Genomic DNA, 19,940 nt, shown 5'->3' with positions numbered 1-19,940 from the left:
TGACTCACAAGAAGGCATCAAGAGGGCGTTGTCACATTAAGTTTAAAGCTTTATAATATGGTCTCATTTGATAAAACATAGGGGAGCCTTTAATTGTACAAAAGACATCGTTTCCCTTCTTCTTTAATTCAATTAGTTGTCTTCCTTTATCATCGCTATGCTCTTAGTCTAAGAGAAGTTGAAGAACTTATGCTTATTCGAGGAATTGATGTAAGTAAGCTATGAAACAATACGGAGATGGAGCTTAAAGTTTGGTCCTACTTATAAAAAGGGTTCTGATGGTATGGCCTGAGCAACTTTAGAAGATCTGTAAAAAGGTTTAATCTAGAGAAGCAACAAACAAGAAGGATTATACCATGACAATAAAAACATTAGGAATCGATATTGCTAAACGAGTATTTCAGCTTCATGGAGTAGATGTCCATGGGAAAACAGTACTTAAGAAACGCGTGGGACGTGACCAATTACTCAGTGTTATCGCCAATCTTCCTGCCTGCCTTATTGGAATGGAGACATGTAGCGGATCTCATTATTGGGCCCATCAGTTTCAGCTTTATGGACATGAAGTCAAGTTGATGAGCCCGCAATATGTCAAGCCGTATGTCAAGACCAACAAGAATGATGCCAATGATGCGGAAGCGATCTGTGAAGCTGTGACTCGACCTAACATGAGATTTGTTCCCATTAAAAATAAAGAACAACAAGATATCCAATCTTTACATCGATACCGTCAAAGAGTGGTCCAGCAAAGGACGGCTCTTGCTAACCAGATCAGAGGTCTTCTCGGCGAATATGGGCTCGTCGCTCCTCAAGGGATAGGATGTCTGAGAAAGAAACTACCCCAGTTTCTGGAAAACCAGGACAATCATCTGACTAACTTAGCACTTGAGATTTTCTCACAGCTTCACCAAGAACTTTTAGAAGCAGATGAGAGAGTTAAGGTTCTCGATCAGCGCATAGCCAAGGTTTGCCAGCAAAATGAGGCGTGCCAGAGGATTAGACAAATTGAAGGCATTGGCCCTTTAACGGCCACAGCCTTGGTTGCTGCTATTGGGGAGGTGCGCAACTTTAAAAATGGTCGTCACTTAGCTGCTTGGCTAGGGTTGGTTCCTCGTCAATATTCCAGCGGCAATAAAAAAGTCCTGCTTGGGATTAGTAAAAGAGGTGACCGGTATTTAAGAACGTTGCTGATCCATGGAGCGAGAGCCTTTATTAGTCTGGCTAAAAAACACTCAGATTGGCTAAAGGAGCTGATTAAGCGATGTGGTAAGCACAAAGCTTATGTAGCTTTAGCTAATAAGAATGCTCGCATTGTATGGGCGCTTTTAGCTCACCAGAGTGAGTATCGTTCAACTCATTGAACAATAGAGAGCATATTGAATACGTATAAACTGCAAGGATAACCTACCACCGGGGTTTGCTAGAGTAAAACTGAAAGATGACAAAATGAGTTAAAAACTTCTTGAGATCCTGTTTTGCAACACGGTTTATAAAAACCGCGGCTCCAACACGGTTTATAAAAACCGCGGCTCCGATAAGGTCAAGAAGTGATCGGATACACCATCTGGGCTAGAAGAAAAGATCTTCAGTAAAAGCCGAATATACGTCCGCACCTCAATATTGTCTTTTAAAAAAACTCTTGCATTCACGCTCAGGCCATATACGTTGCAAATTTGGAAATAAGGTGATTTAAGATTGCAATCCCTCAGGGACTGGACAGAATTTAGGCGTAAACGTTGAAAAGACGATTGAAAAAACGAACCTGATCTTGATAGCTTTTTGTCAAATAAATTGTTTGCTCTTTAAGCATCATGGCCATGGCTTCAATGCCTTTGAGCGTTCGGTTAGCCGTCTTAAATGATTGGAAGCCTAACATGGGCCGGGTACGGCGTTTGATGCGTCGATGGTCTTGTTCAAGGATGGTGTTGAGGTATTTAATTTGCCTATGCTTCAGGTTCTGATCTAAGATGCCCTCCTTCTTCAATTCTCCTATAGCTGTATGATAAGAACAATGCTTATCTGTGGTAATAGAGGAAGGCCTATATTTACATTGCTTCAGCATTTTTTTAAAGAATCGCTTAGCAGCGGCCAGGTCCCGAGTATGTGCCAGCATAAAATCAACAGTCCTCCCATATTTATCGACGGCTCGATAGAGATACTTCCATTGGCCTTTGACTTTAATGTAAGTTTCATCCACTCTTAAAGACCAAGCTGAAGGTCGAGCATACCAATGTATCCTTTTCTCAAATTCGGGAGCGTAATGCTGGATCCAGCGGTAAATGGTTGTATGGTCAACCTTTATTCCTCTTTCACTAACCATTTCTGCTAATTGGCGATAGCTGAGGGGATAACGTAAGTACCAGCGTAAGCATTGCAAGATAACTTCTGGAAGGAAATGTCGATATCTGAACTCTTTAGGTTTCATTGCAGTGACCATTTATTAGATAATTTACCCTTAACCTAACAACTTCTCAAGAATTTGCAACGGAACCCCAAGTTTGGTAAAAGTGTTCAAAATAAAGCACCCAAGATGTAATTCGGCATCTTGGTTATCCTATAGCCTGGCATTAAGCTTACGACCGATCATCTCTTTATAGCGGTATATCGTATTTTCTACTTTTGCTCTCCTGCCATAATCATTTTTTGTTTGCCAGGCGTATAGTCCCTTTTTATCAATGTAATTAATACCCTTTTGTCTAACAGAGCAGGGCTCTTCTGACAGTGAAGGAGATCCTCGAGCTGGAGGAATAATGGGTTTAATGTTGACTGATTCCAGTTGGCTGTAAACATTTTGACCATCATAGCCCGCATCAGCAATAAGCTGCGTAATCTTTGTCGCATCCGCCTGTTTAAGGTGAGCGTCTAAACAGGATCTATCATCTGTTAAATGAGTGGTCATTATCCGAGAAATAATGAATCCCTTGCTGTTAATGCCAAAGTGAAGCTTACGCCAGACTTTACGTTTGTATTGTTTGCCATATTTGGTTTCGAGCCACTCACTTTCTCCAAATACTTTAATACCTGTACTATCAATAACGATATGGCCAGGATCTTCCATTTTTTCTAATTGGTAAGTAAGTAGGGGAACAGTCCCACGGCGAGATAACTAACCTCGTATAATTAGGAACCTCCAATTGAAGGCCCAGGAGGAGAAACAATGACTTGACTAACCCTTGAATTTGTCTTAGCTTTTGTTTAAAGAGGAGCCTTAATGTTAGTATGAGTGTAATGGCCTGATCAGAATAATGGAGGGGCCTCCCTTTTTTAGGAATAGGGGATTTTTGCGCGTACCAGTTATGGTGAAGATCCTCACAAAACCATAAAGTGAGATCTCCTCTGTTTATTAAAGCTTGATTATAGTCTGGCCAATTCTGTAGGCGATAGTGCTTTTGACGTTTATGAATAGCGCCTGAGCGCCTAATACGTTCTTTATAAGGCATACGGCATCCTTTTTTATTTAAAAGAGATAATTCCATTTACCTTTTATTGACAACCTTTTCTATTTACGCAACAACGCCCTAAAAACCCCTTTGTTTCTAAGCAAGTTAATGAAATTATAGATTTTATTGAAACAGATTATAAGGATCTAAAGCCTATTGATTTTTTAAAGATGCTTCGTATAAGCGTATTCTATGAAAATACTTTCAACTTTAAAGACCCTCTTAAGTTGGCGCAACAACTTGTGGCATTAAGAAACTCCCCACAAATGCATAGTGAATTAGATGTATGCGATCATTTGTTATTATCCAATGGTTTAATGTTCCTCTTTTATAAATCAGATGATAAGAAATCTGCTTTAAAAGAGCTTCACTATTGCCTTAAAAATTATGCGAATAATTCTAAATTTGATATAAACTTTATGGAAGCACACTATGTCGAAACTATGTTAGAACTAGCAGTAAGAACCTCAGAGGGGGAAGTTTTGAGAGAATTATTGGAGAATCAGAGACTCAATAGCGTATTTATGAGAATGGTTAATTATGATTTTTATATGCAGAGATATAACAATTTTCTTGAAGACTTCTGTAGGGGGAAAAACAGTTAAAATAGTTAGAAATAGAAAATAAGCAATAAATAAGAATTTGAATGAAAGTAAAAATGATGCCTTTGCATAGGAGGAGGGTAATATCCCCAAAACTAAACCCACATTAAATGACTTTATTCAATCCAGAATTTTTGCGGGGTTGAGGGTGGTTGATAAATGATCAGCTTCTTCTGATCGCACTGGCTCTCTGACAAATTGATAGGGCATAAAATGCTGTTTCCTTAATAAGTTCGCAATTATACTAAAAATACGAATTTGATTCGCATTCCAAAGCAGCCATATTAAAGGCAAAAAACTCTCTTAAGCAAGAGGGGATCTAACTATGATAAAGTAAGAATCAGAATAGTTCGCCTTTATATATGGAAAGCGAACTATGAGATATTCTTTTGCAGAAAGATATATTCGATAAAGATTACAGATTCATATAATTGCCGCCTACGATCTTGCTCCACAGTCAATTCATATTGATTTATTTCCTTTCCTAAGCCATAATTTTAGCTTTCCAAGAGAGTCAAGTTGTGAAAAAAATTGTTTGTAGTAGAATAGCTTCAAGCAATATGTCATCCTCTTTTGCATCCAACAAGCAACACTTTAATAAAATTTAAAATCATATAAAAATAATTTGTTTATATTTAAATTTTAAATAAAAATAGTCGTAATAATTATTGTTCAAAATATTTTCCTTCAAAATTTATTATACAAAATTTATCTTTTTGCCAAAAACATGCAAAAACAGCATTTTACCCTCTTGAAAAACTGTTAACAAATAATTAAAGATATCTAGATTTGAATTTACTGCTGGTGAGTCTGGCCTTTATTGGTGATCTAGAGTTTTTATTTATAGAAAGAAATATAAATGTTTTTTCGTAAAATTGTGTCTTCGTTGGTGATTGTTTCCTATACGAAGCTTGTGATCGCATCGTCGTTTGCGGTAGAGGCGGAATTTCAAAAGGCCAGCCATATTTTAAAATTATCCATTGATCGCACCGTCGACTCTACCGGGAACTCTACATTCTTAGACCTGAGGGTGGTTAAGCAAGATATAGCGACCGGCGAAAAAGAGGATCTTCCCTCGGCTCAAGTGGATTTTGAAGAACAATCGACCACAGGAACCATTGTGCCGGTGGTGGGAAAGAACGATACGTGTAGCTGGTTTGAATGGATGGTCCCCGATGTTGGCATCATTAAAGTTGATTTGATGGGCAACATCGTGCTGGATAATATTGACTATCTTTCTGACACGTCTATTCTAAAAGTCAAAACCGAAAACCTCATCACCTTACAGAATTGTACCATTCATAATCTGCACCTTAGCAGCAAGGGCAGCACGTTAATGGGGGGGAATGTGGTGACCAATTTTAAGGCGAAGCATGCCCACAACTCTGGTATTGCTGGCTTTAAGGAAACGGATGAACAGTTAAAAAACCTTTATCTGAAACGCGGTGAATTTCGCAATGACGCTTTTATTCATGTGGCCAGTGGTGGTCTGTGGGACTTGGGCGGTGGGCGGTTTCTCAATCAAGGCAAGCTGCTTGTTGAGGGTGACGGACACAGCATCACCCATGCAACTGTTGTCGAGAATAATGGGGAGATGGAAGGGACCAAGTTATCGATTCAAACCTATAGCTATATTAACCGGGTCACGAGTAATTTAAATACTCATACCATTGAGGCTACTCAGAACATTGCCAATCCAGGCACGATGCGGACAAAGGATCAGGGGAGCTATACATTTGGCGGACACTTCGTCAATGATGGCGAGATTATCAGTCAAAAGGATTATAAGTTTGATTCTCTCACGCCCACCACACCGTCTCAGCTGGTCAATAATGGGCGGATGCAAGCTCGGCGTGGGGAGATGCATCATCTCACTCTGTTCAATAATCAAACACTTGATCACCAAAACAGTCTTTTGCAAAATATTGCCCTGATGAACGACCACACAATGACGTTAGGAAGTCTTGACGGGGCTTCGACGGCTCTGTCCTTTATCAATTCTGGCCAGGCGAGCGGAAGCGGAAAGCTGTCTGTGGCCCAAGGTCAGAATTTAGGGGAACTCGATCTTAGTGGTGGATTCCTGACGGTTAATGACCATTTTGTCAATGATGGGTTATTGTGGGTTAGCCGAATTCAAGGAACGGGAACATTTACGAACCAGAAAGATTTGCAAACCTCCAAAAGCAATGGCGTTACCCAGATTGATGTGCGCCGTTTTGAATCGCCGGATCAAGGAGAGGCGGGGGCAACAATTATCGGCCGTCAGCTGCAATTCGGGCCCAATCTGACGGAATTGGTGATGGGTGACAAAAGCCAGCTCTTAGTCCAACAACTTTATATCCCTTCCACAACCCAGCAAGACTCCACCTTAATCATCAGGGGGATCACCACTTGCGATTGGATCAATAGCAGGCGGCAAGGTGTTTCTCATGCCGGCCGAGTGCGATGCGACGCGTTCAATCAACAAGGAGGTGATTTCACTTTTAACGGCGAGCATGCTTATTTGGGGAAGACCACGCTAGCTGATCAAGCGACCTTTGTTAACAATACTCGGGCAAGCTTCGATACCATCACTCTGACCAACGCGACCCTGCGAAATGAGGGAGAGTGTGGGATTTTAGGCCAATTGGACGAGACGGAACAGATCCGAGTCGGCACCCTATCAGGATCAGGGACTTTTATCAACAACGCGAAGCTATCTACACCTGACAAAGGCCGATTGGTTGTCAAAGTTGGCACTTTTGAAAATACAGGAGCGGCAGAAAAATCAGCAGAAATAACGGGACAAGATTTTGTCATTGGCCAGGATGTTGTCAATTTTACCAATGGGGCGCAGGGCAAGATTCTCACCAAAGAGTTCACCGTTGAGACCAAAAATGCAATGGAGCATCACCCTATCCATAATCGGGGAGAGATCCAAGCTGAGGAGGTTACACTGGGACGATCTGTCGTCAATCACGATAGTTTCACCTTTGGCATCACTAAGCTCCATAGTGGGGCTAAACTGACCAACAAGGAAGGGGCAGAGCTCGATATTGGCTTGCTGATTATGCCTGGCGGCGTGTTGCACAATCATGGCCAGGCGACAATTGACTCCTTGGATACAGAATCTCTCGACTTAACGTCGTGGATCAGAAATCACGGTCGCTTAGAGCTGAGTCATACGCTTCATCAAAATTATCAAGATATTGATGGGCGTGCTCTCACGGTCTTTTTAAACAACCAAGGGCAATTTATTGCAAACGGCCCCTTAGTTTATAATTATTCCCGTGTTTATAGCGAAGGCTATCTAAGTCAAGATAGAAATATAAATAGGGTTCCAGATTATTCTTATAATCAAGGTTATCATCCCGTCAACAGCAGTGACATATGGTTTATTAACGGAAGTGTGTCTGCCCCCTCCATGACTATAAAACATCTTCCTTTAGCTGATGAGTTTCTCCAACTCCTCAGCAGCACGCATGTTATACAGGGCAGGACAGAATGGCAGGCATGGACATGGACAATTAATTCTGCATCACCATTGCATAAAACGATATTGTCACAACCGCATGATCTTTCAAACCTGGGACAGGTAAGTTTAAACCCTTATTATGATTATGGCCAAATGCCTCTTATATTCCAACAAAACATCCTGACCAAGGGAATTTCCTTCAGTAATTTCAACCATGTTTTTATCGGAAAATCGCTACGCGCAACGACGGGCGATATTAAAATCAATGAGACAGGCACCTTAACGGTGGGCGTTGATAACGCCCATATGGGAGAAATGCGTGCTGAGCAGGGAGAGATTGATGTCCAGGTTAAAGATTTGATCAATGCAAAATATGGTTCTATTCAGGCCCGTGGAAAAAATTACCTGGAAGCGATCGAGGGAGTGATCGAATTAGGAGATAAAGTGTTTGTTCCCTCTCATGAAGTTAGAACGCGTGTTACGCCCCATGCTTCCCTCTTTTTAGGAGGTGGGAGAAGTTACAATACAGCGTGTCCTAATCCTAATCACGATATTATTAATTGGTGGGGCTTTTATCTGCCTAATGGTAGTCAGGTTGGTTCGCAAGAAAGCCAATTGATCTTAAAAGCTAAGAACAGCGTTAAAGCGTCTTTTTGTGGTATCCAAGCTAATGGATTAGAGTGTGAAGCTCCTGAGATGGATTTCCAAAATGTGAATTTTATTGTGACGGGAGATAGCCACTTTAAGAGGGGAACCCTCAAATATCATCGTACACCCAATCTTGACTTTCTCCTGGACGGAAGTACATACGCGAACTATTGTAGTTTCCGAGCAATGATCCAAACCTCCTATGTCCCTCATATGTTTATACTGGGGTCTCTAACATTAGAAGGGGGCGCTCAATTCTTAGGCGTTGATGCCTTCGTTGCTGGTAATCTTATTTGCAACACCCGATGGATCGATAACGTAGAGACAATGCGAACTGTTTTAGGCGTCACTCGGTATCCACACTATAATTATTGCTGGGAAATCAATAGGAAAAGAAACAATCCGCGCTGGTTTTATTCTCAACAGGGGACCAGTGGGGGTAACTTAGGGTTGGGACAAACACTTTCCTTGAATCTAGCCGGTGAATTAAGCGTTGATGGCGGTAATGTCTCGGCGCAGCATATCAGGGCGAATCTTTCAGCGTCTCACCTTCAAGCCTTAATGGCTGCGGTGCAACGGGCGCAAAGTCAAATCACTCGTCTCGATACAGAGACCGACGGGATGGCTCGAGGCAATTCCCTTATCACCCACACAGACGACGGACGGATCGCTCTGGGGATTGGACAATCTGACCCGATTCACCGTCCGACAAATTTGCCTTTCTTTGATCCACTCCGCAGGGTTCTAACGCTGAACCTTCCGCGCGATATTGCTTTCCGCATGGATCCGACCCTTGAGGCCCTTTCTTTGATGCATCATTCCTATCGAACCACGGGGCGAATTTATGATAACCAAGGACATAGTGGCGTCGCGGCCTACAATGCCGCCTTGTCCACCGGTGAAGAGTTAGCAACGTTAGAGGTTTCGATAACCCCTCAAGTTCTCGAGACCCTCAATACATTCCTCTTATTCTATCAAGCGGTGAATCACAATGGTCAGCGCTATTTAGTTCCGCAAGCCTATGTGCCCCAAACTTTGGAAGAAGACCGCATTCAACGCTCCGGCAGTGTGCGGGCTGTGACAAACCACACGACGGCTGAGATCAGCACCTCGATTGGCGGAACCGTTGTTGCAACAGGAGAAGGAGACGCTCTCATCCTCGATTATGGCACGCAAGACGCTCGCTCAGCGCACATCATCGGTGTGGGCACTGTTCGCTCGGCGGAAACTAATGAGCGCGGCAATACCCATAAAGCCATTCACACCACGGCTGAGGGATCATGACAGTCGAGCGACGGGCACGAACACCCTTAGGACCGATGCGGACATCACCTTGACCAATTCGACGATGCACGCGGGTGAGCGTACAGCCGTTCAAGTAAATGGCCTTTTAACCGCCGCTTCCAGCAGCATCACCTCTGACAAGGGCCCGACCGTCGTGAAGGCAAAGGCGCTCAATGCGCAAACCTTGATTGAAACAATTTATACCGACAGCGGTTACTATCAACGTGCCCAACGCCAAACCGCCTTTGGCAGTACCTTTGAGAAGTTGTTTGTGCATATCGAAACCGATGCTCTGGCCAATGGGGTGAGTTTTTATGGCACCGCTGCCGATATTAAAACAGGCGGCAGCCGTCAGTTTGGTGCCATTCCGTTGTTTGCCCATTCTGAAACGAAATGGAAAAAGAAAACGGTTATTGAGGATTCCTGTCGTCATCTTCGCACGACGGTCACCGTTACGACTCAATCTGACCGAGAGGCCGCCCAAGCCCCGGTTAACCTTGATGTACCGATTATTTGCTTTGGCCGTGAAGCGACCGAGCCGGCAACGTTTTACGAAGTGTTTGTTCCAGGTGTCAATAACGACTGTGGCTTTAACTGCTTGGGCATCAGCCGTCAAGAAGCAGTAGAGATGTTGTTGGCTTGCCAGGATGTGGAAGAAGCAAGAGCTATGGTAGCACCCGAGATTGCTGAAGCTTTTGATAATGATTGCTTAGATGATAATACAGCCTTCACCCAGAGGGCCGATTTCCAAATCTTAAAGGCTCAAAAACAACTGAGACATCGCTTAAATGATTGGGTTACCAACCAGCTTAACGAATCCTTGGGCCTTCCAAGAGATGCGACCTGGAGAGAAACGTATTGCCACATTCAATCCCACAATCTTCAAGCCACGTATCCCGAGTTTATGGAGGAAGCCAATCGTTATTTGTCTTTTGATGAGGATCTACAAACCTTTGCTCACAACCCAGAGGTTTATACGCTGTATATCCAAACCTATGCGCCTCAACTTGACCCAGCCGATAATAAGATGCTCGAGAATTTACAGGATCAATATAATGACAGGCTTGGTCGTCATGAAATTAGTTCTTCAGTTTTTGATCTATTGGCTCGGTTGTTGGATAAGAAATTGCGGGTCATCACCAAAATGGAAAATGGCCATTTTAAATTAACCCACGAAGATGATTGTGAGGGTGAGCCGATCACGGTACTCCACACCGTTGCCGCTATGCGCGGCGGAAAAGCTTTTGATGTAACAGCATTCAATGGGGCTCTCAACCACTATAACCTGTTACTGACGGACGATAAGTACACTGACTTCCTCACGACAGTCACAGCTCCTTCTATCCAAGACGGTGAGATCTCTGTCTATTCCGAAGGCGATGCTTTGGATATCGGCATGCTCACGATCGGCACGGACAAAATCTTCTTAGGCGCGAGTGGTAGCTATGCGCAGGAACCTGTCTATGATTGGTACCAACGCCAAGAAATTAAGAAGAAACGACGGTTTAATAAACTGAGTGGCTTTGCTAAAACCCGCCGCTTAGAAAGCAAGCACACATACCAAGTCGCTCGGCCTTGCACCACCATCTCGACGAATAAGAAAGAGATTGATCTGTACGGTGGCAAAGGTGTGTCGCTGCGGGGCAGTGTTCTCCAAGGCGGCAAGCTGACGGTGGAGGCCAAAGAAGGTCTTATTCACTTGCTCACGACCATGGGAATGGACTGTGTGGAGGTGAAGAAATCCTCCAAGGATCCTTTATGGCAATCAAAGTCTCAAAGCTTTGAGTATCACGAGAATCGCCAACAATGCCAATTCCATTATGACGAAGCGCAAGGCGGCATTGAGTTCAAAACCCCGGAAGGGATTGTGGTTGAACTCGTCACCGAAAAGCACTCCAAGGCGGATGGCAAGAAGAATAAAGGCCGGCCGCAAGAATGGCAACGCCTGAAAGACTTCAGCAACACGCCGGGGTATGAATGGATCAAACTCTTGGACGAGCGCGAGGATGTGGTGCGCCTCTATGTGGATGAACGCCATGACTCCGGTCGCTTTGCTCATCAAGGGATGACAGCTGCCGCGAAGATCATAATAACCATTATTATAACGCTGTGTACAGCGGGTGGAGGTTTGGCAAGCCTGGGGGCGACCGGCGGAACTGCAGCGGCTGGTGGTGCTGCAGCCAGTACGGTAACATTCAGTAGTGTGGTGTCTTCCATGGCCATGGGAGCGTTACAAGGCGGTCTTGCGGCTGCGAGTAATCAGTTGATGTTCTCCATGATCAACAATCGCTTGAATATGAAGAATGTCAGTCGGGAGATGACCTCTTCCAGTACATTAAATAGCATCGGCCAATCAGCGATGACGGCGGGATTAGGGAAAGGCTTAAGTTGTGCAACGGGTATTCCAACCGCCGGTTTACATGGCTTTGAAGAGCAAGCTTGGGGCAATGCTATTACAGCTTTGGCAAGACTTGGAACGGGGCTTGCTTTTGGTGAAAAGCCGAAAGATGTCCTGAAGAGCACAGCGGTCAACTATGCAGTTGATGTGGCCTCTGGCACCATAGCCAATAAGATTGGAGATTGGCGACTCCTTAACATTGAAAAGAATTTGCTCAGTGATTACGTGAGCCATAAACTAATGCATGGAGCCCTGGGTGCTGCTTCTCGAAGCATCGCGGCTAAGTTGTTAGGGCAAAGTCGCTCTGAGGTGCAAAAATCTATGTTGGGCGGTGCCCTTGGTGCTATGGCTGCAGAAGTTGTGGCTGAAGGGCTGCGAGATCATCTGCAGGAAAACTGTGACAAACGATTAAATCGGGAGAGCGACGGTAAAACGCCTGAGGAAATCATCAAACTAAAAGGAAAAATTAGGACTGAAGAACTTACTAAAATCTGTGCATATGGTGAGTTAGCCGCAACGGTTTTAACGCAGGCTTGTGGTGGGGATCTGGAGGCAGCCTGTAGTGCAGCGAGAAATGCTCTGGATAATAACTTTAGTCAAATGATGGCGGGTGTTAAGCCTGCTAACTTTAAGGAAGGTGAATGGGAAGAAGTGAAGGCCATCTTATTGCAGGTGGTGAAGGATCCAAGCGAACAGCCAGACCCTCTTACGGATACCCTTATCCAGGAGTTAAGACACTTCCTTAAAGACGGCATTGAAGGATTATATAAAGCGCGTCAACGATTACTTGAGGGAGAGATCACGGATGAGACAATTTTCAAATCGGCTGGAGCAACGGCCTTAGATGCTATTGGACTTGCTTACATGGTTGTCGATAAAGCAAACGGAGGGGCCTTAAGTGCGCTTGTTAAGACAGCCGATCTTACAACAAATGTTGTTGGTAACACTCTGGGCAAAATAGTTGAACACGGAGGAGGAAGTAAGCGCACGGTCCAAAATACAGCAGAGATAGGAAAAATAGTTGGTGATATAGCTATTCCCCTCAAGGGCAAACCAGTCGGTTATACTGCAAAATCTGGAACCACGATGCAGGCAGTGAGTCATATAGAAAAACGATTAAGTGGCTTAGACTTAGCAGGCTTCGTAAAATTACCTGGAAAAAATAAAATAAATTCTGAAGTATTTCATGCAGCTAACCACAACCGCCTTCCTTTTGAGATAACAAGATCTGCAAATGCTACTCGGATCTATGAGGATATAAGGGCGGTTGCGAATGGATCAAACTCTGGTCTGGGAAAAAACAGTGTTAACTCAGCCTGGACGATTTCATCCTCATCCAAAGGCTCGGGCTTATTCACCAGTCAACACGGAAGCAAACCGCCTGTGACAGCGGAACAGTGGATCCAGAAAACCATTCCTGGGAAAACGATCACTCACCGGGGCAGTGGAACAGGAACTACCCCCAAGCTTGGGCGTGACCTGCTCACTGGAAAGATGGAAGCAAAAGGGAAGGAAGTTGTAAGGGATAACCGCCCGATAGCAGAGGCCACACCTAAGGCTGCAAATGCGGGATTATCGTCAAGTATAGGGAAGAATAAAAACAGTCATCCAAGAGTACGTCCTATTAATAACCGTAAACCTATAAATTCAGAATATGCAGGGAAAACTTATCCTTTGGAGAATTTGCCTGAAGAATTAAGGCGCAAGTATCCACATAGTGTTCCTTTTACAGGGACTGGACATCCTGATTTTTCACGCTATGCTATTAAAAAGGTAAAGATTAAGGTAACAGGGGATCATGGGATAGATTTTCCAGCGGCCGATAAAGCAGCAGGATTAGTAAAGAGACCTAAGGATTATACCTGGCACCATCATGAAGAGGGAAAAAGTATGTATTTAATACCTAAAGATATACATAAAGCTGTTCGTCATACAGGTGGTGTGGCCGTAAATAAAACCCAATAAGAAGGAGTTATATATGCAAATTAATGATGGTGGAGATACCATAAATGAAACAATACTTGAGGCATTAGAGCAAGTTTGGAAGTTTAATTTACCCACTGCTTATAGGAATTTTATACTTAAATATAATGGGGGCTCTCCTCAACCTTCTCGTTTCTTTTTTAAGGAATCTCCTTCTAATGGTTCATATGTAGATTATTTGTTTGGTATAAGAAAAGGATTTAACCAGAATCTCTTAATGAGTATGAATTTGTATAGTGGTAGGATCCCAGCTAATATGCTTCCTATAGGAGAAGATCCTGGAAGCAACCTAATACTCTTGTCAGTAAAAGGTCCTGACCGAGGTAAGATCTATTTTTGGGACCATGACTTAGAAGCGGATCCCGCCCAAGGAGAAACTCCAGATTATTCGAATCTTACTCTAATTGCGGATAGCTTTGATGAATTTATTAATGGCCTTTCTGAAGAAAAGGATTTGCCACAGGAAAGTTGATTTTAAAGTTTGGATTGTAGCTAATTAATTTTTATTAAAGAATTTAATAGGTTAAGGGAGGAATGTAATCCTCTTTAACCATATAAAACTAATTTCACCCCCCAATTTGCGGGGATTTTTTCCCTTTTTAATCCTCCTAACACCAAAGACTTCTTCCACAGCGATATGTGATGTCTCATAAAACAGCTCGCGTGACAGAGGTGACCTCTGTTAACAAGCAGCCCATCCACATGGCTGGGGGCTTCTTAGGCTTAATATTAAACGGTAGAAACAACCTTTAACAAAGACTCCTTAAAAGGCTTAGGGGCAAAATTAATTGGACAAGCTTTTTATGTCAACACCGATTTAAAACTGATACAGGACTGGAAAGAGTTAAAGGATACAGATAAGAGGTTACAGAAAGGTCGTTACCAAGGGGAAAAAGGAACGACAGCGAGCGTTACCAACGATGTATCGGCTTTATTATTTGATGTGGCCAGTCGCGATAAGCGTGTGGCGACGACCCAAGGTCTTCAAGCCATGGGTGATAAGGTGCGCGGCCTTATTAATCAGTATGAAAGTTCCTTTAGTAACCGCACTGAGTTGATTGAAAGATATCCCCTCATCAATATGAAAGAACTCAGCCGGGCGAGTATCGTGGACCAAGCCAAAGAAACTTTAGCCAAATATACTCAACCTGTCTTAGTTGGAATGAGTGAAAGCTCGAATGAATCGCTCCAGACTATGGCGATGATGGGGGCTAGCACTTTAGCAACTTCCCGCGTCTTAGCCTCCCAAGCAAGCCTGTCTGGGACTATGGCTGTTCGAGCAGCTGCCATCGGGGGTGGTGAAGCAACCCTGGGAAGTGCGATGGGGAGAGGAATGGCGCGAGCCCCTAAAAACCCAATATTTGGAGGGGGAGCTGTTGTTGCGGGGAGTGTTGGGTATGGTGTTCATCGGGTTTACGAGTATTACAAAGAAACCCAAAGAGCGTCTGCCGATCAAGCCACCGCTTACCGTGAAGACTTAAGGCAAGGTTATAGTGATATCCAAGCCTCTCGCAGTCAAAACTGGATGAGCCAAAATGCTCATGCTTATCCGACCGGCGATGTCCCTATCCCTGGTCTCTATAATCCAAGGACAGACAAGGGTAAAGAGAAGCTGACAGATCATGATATCAGTACCTTTGATGCCCATGCCGCTAATGCACGCTGGGTTGACCGAGGCTTTGATACTCATACGGGTAGGGTGCAAATTCTCTCTACTCCGCTTCCGGAACCATCAAAACCGATTTTAGAAGGATTTGACCAGTCAGAGATCTTAAAAGGGTACCTCGAAGGTTATGACAATATCCCTCCGACCATAGGGATCACCCTCGAAGGGTTTGACATATATAATGGGCCACAAGTAACAATTTTCACGAGTGATAAACAAAAAGAATTTAGTTTCTCAAAGGAAGATATCTCTAAAACTTATAAGCATGACCGATTTGGGAAGTTTTATAAGAATAAGGAAGATGGTTATTTTTATACCAAGGACCAAGCTAAACATGGGGGTTCAAGCTGGAAGGTATATAAAGAAACAAGTCGAGGCCTTGAATGGTTAAAAGATATAGATAAGAATGGGAAAGAAATGGAAAAACATAAAAGCGATGTAGGAAAATTCATACCTAAGAAAGAATTAAATGGAGTTGGTGGAAAATGATAAAAAGTGCTGAAGAATTTATTAGATTAAGAAAAAGTAGAATACCAGAAGAATATAATCGTGCTAATGACGAATTTATTCCTGATGAAGTCTGTCATGCAGTGATTAAAAAAGATCTGGATATGAAAGAATATATTGCTGGTAATACTTCTATCTCTCTCAATATGATTATTTATTTGGCGGATGATGAAGATGTTGATATACGCGTCCGAATCGCTGAAAAACCCAATCTGACGCGAGGACTTTTTGAAAAGTTTGTTTGTGATCCAGATGAAAGTGTTCGACATCGATTAGTATTTAACCGGCATACACCTTTAGATATTTTAGAAAGACTTACTCATGATGAATGGGATGTCTGTGCAGAAGATGCGAAAGAAGTTTTAGAAAAACGCCTAGCGAAGAAAAAAGCTTGTCTCGAATAACTACTTGCTGTTCCAATGGTAGATTCATATTACTTTATCTCCGCCAAAGCGCGGGGATTTTTTTCTACTATAACTTTGCCTTGGTGTTTACCACTATTCAAGAGCTGCCTAGTCTAGCACTTAAAGATGAGCTGACCAAACAACTCGAAGAAGCAGAGCAAGCCAAACAGGAAATGGTGCGTCTTGAGCAAGAACTTGAAGGCGCTTATGCAGAGCTTGAAAAGATTCGGGAGCGGTTAGAACTGCGGGAAAAGGCTCGCTATAACAGCAATTTAGCGGGAGACTTAAGTGTGGCCGAAGATGTATCATCCTTATTCCTGCATGTCTCGACTCAATCAAAGCGAACGCCGTTTGTCCAATCCATGCAAACGACCCTGGATAGAATCGGAGATTTGGCCGACCTGTATAAAGGATTTGCCAATAAAATTAAGTGTGTGGGGCAGTCAGTCGATAGTTATGCGCAGCAATATCCGCATATGGCCGAAAAACTTGAGAGTGTGAAAGGATATTTGTCTCAAGCAACGGCGCATGTACCACAAGTAACGAGTGCTGCCAGTTATGCCATGGCTATGCTGGTCGGAGGTTTGGAAGGAATGGCCTTAGGAAGTATGGCGGGTGGAATTGGTGCTGTTCCGGGAGCAGTGATTGGTATGGCCACAGGATATACTTCAGCTGTGGTTGCCGATAAAGTAATTGACGCAAGCGCTCCCCATATTCACTCGAAATTGAGTGAGTTTGCGGACTATGCTCAAAGCATTGGCCGAGATCAGTTGGAAAGCAACCGTAACCGCTATTTAGCCGAAGCAATGGGCAGTAGTGCTTTAACCGGTCTGGCTGTTGTCGGCATGACAAGGGGCAAGCCTGCTAGCAAGAGTATGTTAAGTGGGTTGGATTTGGCAACTATGAGCCACAAGGCATCTTTTATTGCTAAATCACATCTGCGCTCCTCAGTAAATCGGATATCTGCTGAGAAGTTTATTAATCTTACTAAAGTTGGCCATACAGGCTTTATGGGAAAGAAAGGAACAGAGTTTAAAAATGCTGTTTATCAACGAAGCCGAAATGTTGAGACGAGTATTAAGGGTAGAATGTTCTCAGGGCATGCCCTTGATCAAATGCAGAATAGAGGAATCCCTCCTTCTGTTGTGGAAAATGCGATAAAAACAGGGAAAAAGTTTGAAGCAAAAAATTCATTAAATGGTTTTTATGATAAAGCAAATGAATTTTATGTGATAACAAATTTAAAGGGTAAAGTAGTTACCGTAGTGAGAGGAAAACCAAATGTCAGTCCAAATAAGTGATAAAGTTAAGAATATAAATGAATTACTTTTTAAAGAGTGGGACCCCATTGGCATTTCCGAGTTAGGAGCAGGCAATGATGAATATCTTTCTTACGCCTTACAAATCGATCAGTTATTGCTTGAAGGTATTAACGAAGATAATTTAGCAAAATTTCTTGATTCTTGTGAAGAGTACATGCTATTACCGCCTCGTTCAAAAGAGAACCAACAGATCGCTAAAAGAATTTTACATTTATAATGGTGCTGCGCGCGGCCTTGTCTACGGCAATTGGCGTGATCAGCTTAAAGAGGCTGGGATTAATCTGGTGACGGATACAGCGGCTCAGTTTGGGGCGAGCCAGATTGGCGCGGGTCGGAAAGTAGAAATTGAGCAAGATCTAAGGACTGGCAAGATTGATCTTTATAACTATCTGTCGCACAAGGTCTCTCATGCAGCGTTAGGCGCGGCAACGCGAGCCGCCAATGCAAAACTGAGCGGCGGCAATCGTAAAGAGGTTAAAAAGGCCGCCAAAGGCGGTGCCATTGGGGCTGCTTCTGCAGAAATGCTGGCCGAAGCCATGATGCCATCAGCCTTAAAGCGGATTGAGAACCGCCTGGCAAAGGACGGTCTCACTCCCGGGACTCAAGCTTATACAAAAGGTCATCAAACCTTGCTGGCAGAGGAACTCAAAAACCTCAAGGCGTGTGGCGAAATAGCAGCGGTAATTACCGCCCAAGCCATTGGTGGGGATATTGAAGCAGCACAACTGGCTGCCCGGAATGCATTGACTTATAATAGTGCACATGTCTTAACAGGATTATCGATCATTTCTGACACGGCCACTGCCGACTTTTTTGAACAGTACAAACAAGCAGAAGAAGACGAAGCAACGTGTGTCCAAGCAGAAGCAGAGTTGGAAAAAGCTCTGCAAGACTGGAAAGAGTTAAAGGCTGAGCATAAGCGGTTACAGCAAGGTCGTTACCAAGGGGAGAGCGGCAATCCAGCCATTGTGACGGAGGATGTCTCTAGTTTACTGTTTGATGTGGCAAGTCGAGACAAGCGTGTTGCCACGAGTCAAGAGTTGCAAGGCATGGCTGATAAGGTACGTGGCCTTATTCATCAGTATGAAACTTCTTTCAGTAGCCGGAATCAGTTGATTGAGAGGTATCAACTCATCGAGGTGAAAGAACTCAACCGTGCGAGTGTGGTTGAGCGTGCTAAAGAAACGTTAACTCGATATACGCACCCTATTCTGGGTGGAATGAGTGAAAGCTCGAATGAATCGCTCCAGACTATGGCGATGATGGGGGCTAGCACTTTAGCAACTTCCCGCGTCTTAGCCCCCCAAGCAAGCCTGTCTGGGACTATGGCTGTTCGAGCAGCTGCCATCGGGAGTGGTGAAGCAACCCTGGGAAGTGCGATGGGGAGAGGAATGGCGCGAGCCCCTAAAAACCCAATATTTGGAGGGGGAGCTGTTGTTGCGGGGAGTGTTGGGTATGGTGTTCATCGGGTTTACGAGTATTACAAAGAAACCCAAAGAGCCTCTGCCGATCGAGCCGCAGCTTACCGAGAAGACTTAAGGCAAGGTTATAGTGATATCCAAGCCTCTCGCAGTCAAAACTGGATGAGCCAAAATGCTCATGCTTATCCGACCGGCGATGTCCCTATTCCTGGTATCTATAACCCCAGGACAGACAAGGGTAAAGAGAAACTAACCGAGCATGATTCTAGGGTTGTGGAAGCGTATACGCAAGTACAAGTAGAAACCTCCGTTTCTTTAGAGAGATCTGCCTCTGGTCCCCAGTCAGATATCTTTATTAAGCAAGCGAGCAATAGTGGGGGAGCGAAGCCTACTTCCCGAGTAAATAATACTTCTTCAAGCTCATCCCTTCCGCCACCAGATTGGGAACCAGATGATCATGAAGGCGATAAATGGAAGAAAAATGATAAAGATAGGTGGCACAATGATAAGGCTAAAGATAAAGATTGGATCCCTAATAAGCCCAACTTTGAGAATAAGGAACTTCAAAAAGTTGCCAATGAGTTATATCGGCCTGGGAATAAGTATCCTGGTGGATCTGCTGAGGCATTAAGGAAGGAAATCATTAGTGGACAATATCCTAAACATCTTGTTAAATGCCAGGATAGAATAAGACACTTAACGCGAATTTTAAGTAATCCTAATTCTAATATTTCAAGAGTTGATCGAACTGCAGCAGAGGCTGTAATAAAGGATTTAAGAGAAGCGATAAAGATGGCAGGAGGACAATAAA

11 protein-coding genes and 2 pseudogenes are annotated in these 19,940 nt (G+C 43.7%); 11 read left to right on the top strand and 2 right to left on the bottom strand.

Features of this window, described 5'->3' with window-relative positions; genetic code table 11:
- Positions 1-93: 93 nt before the first annotated feature.
- Positions 94-259: pseudogene (locus ID47_RS13440) on the top strand (IS6 family transposase); the annotation flags it as partial.
- 97 nt (positions 260-356) lie between these two features.
- On the top strand, positions 357-1,361 hold the full coding sequence (locus tag ID47_RS04515; RefSeq protein WP_038464373.1) for an IS110 family RNA-guided transposase: 1,005 nt from the start codon (positions 357-359) through the stop codon (positions 1,359-1,361).
- 362 nt (positions 1,362-1,723) lie between these two features.
- Here the strand turns inward: ID47_RS04515 and ID47_RS04510 are convergent, their stop codons facing one another.
- Together ID47_RS04510 and ID47_RS12600 are read right to left on the bottom strand one after the other, a co-directional pair.
- Entirely contained in the window at positions 1,724-2,425 is a 702-nt protein-coding gene (locus ID47_RS04510; RefSeq protein ID WP_051908590.1) for an IS6 family transposase, read from the bottom strand.
- Between the two features lie 30 nt (positions 2,426-2,455).
- Positions 2,456-3,440, bottom strand: a pseudogene (locus ID47_RS12600) (IS5 family transposase).
- A 170-nt stretch (positions 3,441-3,610) separates the two neighbouring features.
- Between ID47_RS12600 and ID47_RS04495 the strand changes: the two are divergent.
- The 9 genes from ID47_RS04495 to ID47_RS04455 all read left to right on the top strand — a co-directional run bounded on the left by ID47_RS04495 (position 3,611) and on the right by ID47_RS04455 (position 19,939).
- Positions 3,611-4,045, top strand: coding sequence for a hypothetical protein (locus tag ID47_RS04495; protein ID WP_038464360.1), 435 nt, complete (start codon positions 3,611-3,613; stop codon positions 4,043-4,045).
- Between the two features lie 856 nt (positions 4,046-4,901).
- Positions 4,902-9,428 (top strand): hypothetical protein, encoded by a 4,527-nt coding sequence (locus tag ID47_RS13160; RefSeq protein ID WP_038464356.1) that lies wholly within the window; start codon positions 4,902-4,904, stop codon positions 9,426-9,428.
- Entirely contained in the window at positions 9,310-13,791 is a 4,482-nt protein-coding gene (locus ID47_RS12845; protein ID WP_198022349.1) for an HNH endonuclease, read from the top strand. Before ID47_RS13160 ends, ID47_RS12845 begins: the two co-directional genes overlap by 119 nt.
- A gap of 13 nt (positions 13,792-13,804) precedes the next feature.
- Positions 13,805-14,281 (top strand): SMI1/KNR4 family protein, encoded by a 477-nt coding sequence (locus ID47_RS04480; protein ID WP_038464351.1) that lies wholly within the window; start codon positions 13,805-13,807, stop codon positions 14,279-14,281.
- 471 nt (positions 14,282-14,752) lie between these two features.
- A complete protein-coding gene (locus tag ID47_RS04475) occupies positions 14,753-15,964 on the top strand; it encodes a hypothetical protein (RefSeq protein WP_038464348.1) in 1,212 nt (403 codons plus the stop codon).
- On the top strand, positions 15,961-16,386 hold the full coding sequence (locus ID47_RS04470; protein ID WP_038464345.1) for a hypothetical protein: 426 nt from the start codon (positions 15,961-15,963) through the stop codon (positions 16,384-16,386). Before ID47_RS04475 ends, ID47_RS04470 begins: the two co-directional genes overlap by 4 nt.
- An 83-nt stretch (positions 16,387-16,469) precedes the next feature.
- On the top strand, positions 16,470-17,687 hold the full coding sequence (locus tag ID47_RS04465; protein WP_038464342.1) for a DUF4258 domain-containing protein: 1,218 nt from the start codon (positions 16,470-16,472) through the stop codon (positions 17,685-17,687).
- Positions 17,668-17,925: a hypothetical protein gene (locus tag ID47_RS04460; RefSeq protein ID WP_038464339.1), complete on the top strand. Its 258-nt coding sequence runs from the start codon at positions 17,668-17,670 to the stop codon at positions 17,923-17,925. The genes ID47_RS04465 and ID47_RS04460 overlap by 20 nt, the downstream gene beginning before the upstream one ends.
- Complete coding sequence (locus tag ID47_RS04455; protein WP_198022347.1) at positions 17,852-19,939, top strand: hypothetical protein; 2,088 nt, start codon at positions 17,852-17,854, stop codon at positions 19,937-19,939. The genes ID47_RS04460 and ID47_RS04455 overlap by 74 nt, the downstream gene beginning before the upstream one ends.
- Position 19,940 lies beyond the last annotated feature (1 nt).

Origin of the sequence: Candidatus Paracaedibacter acanthamoebae, from assembly GCF_000742835.1 — a bacterium.
Lineage (GTDB): Bacteria > Pseudomonadota > Alphaproteobacteria > Paracaedibacterales > Paracaedibacteraceae > Paracaedibacter > Paracaedibacter acanthamoebae.
Note: the sequence above shows the minus strand (reverse complement) of the source record. Positions and strands in the feature narration are given on the sequence as shown.

Bases quoted from the DNA above. Each gene is read 5' to 3' on its own strand.
- ID47_RS04460 (WP_038464339.1), top strand. From the start codon at position 17,668: ATGTCAGTCCAAATAAGTGATAAAGTTAAGAATATAAATGAATTACTT.
- ID47_RS04515 (WP_038464373.1), top strand. From the start codon at position 357: ATGACAATAAAAACATTAGGAATCGATATTGCTAAACGAGTATTTCAG.
- ID47_RS04480 (WP_038464351.1), top strand. From the start codon at position 13,805: ATGCAAATTAATGATGGTGGAGATACCATAAATGAAACAATACTTGAG.
- ID47_RS04495 (WP_038464360.1), top strand. From the start codon at position 3,611: ATGCTTCGTATAAGCGTATTCTATGAAAATACTTTCAACTTTAAAGAC.
- ID47_RS12845 (WP_198022349.1), top strand. From the start codon at position 9,310: ATGGCACGCAAGACGCTCGCTCAGCGCACATCATCGGTGTGGGCACTG.
- ID47_RS04470 (WP_038464345.1), top strand. From the start codon at position 15,961: ATGATAAAAAGTGCTGAAGAATTTATTAGATTAAGAAAAAGTAGAATA.
- ID47_RS04510 (WP_051908590.1), bottom strand. From the start codon at position 2,425: ATGAAACCTAAAGAGTTCAGATATCGACATTTCCTTCCAGAAGTTATC.
- ID47_RS13160 (WP_038464356.1), top strand. From the start codon at position 4,902: ATGTTTTTTCGTAAAATTGTGTCTTCGTTGGTGATTGTTTCCTATACG.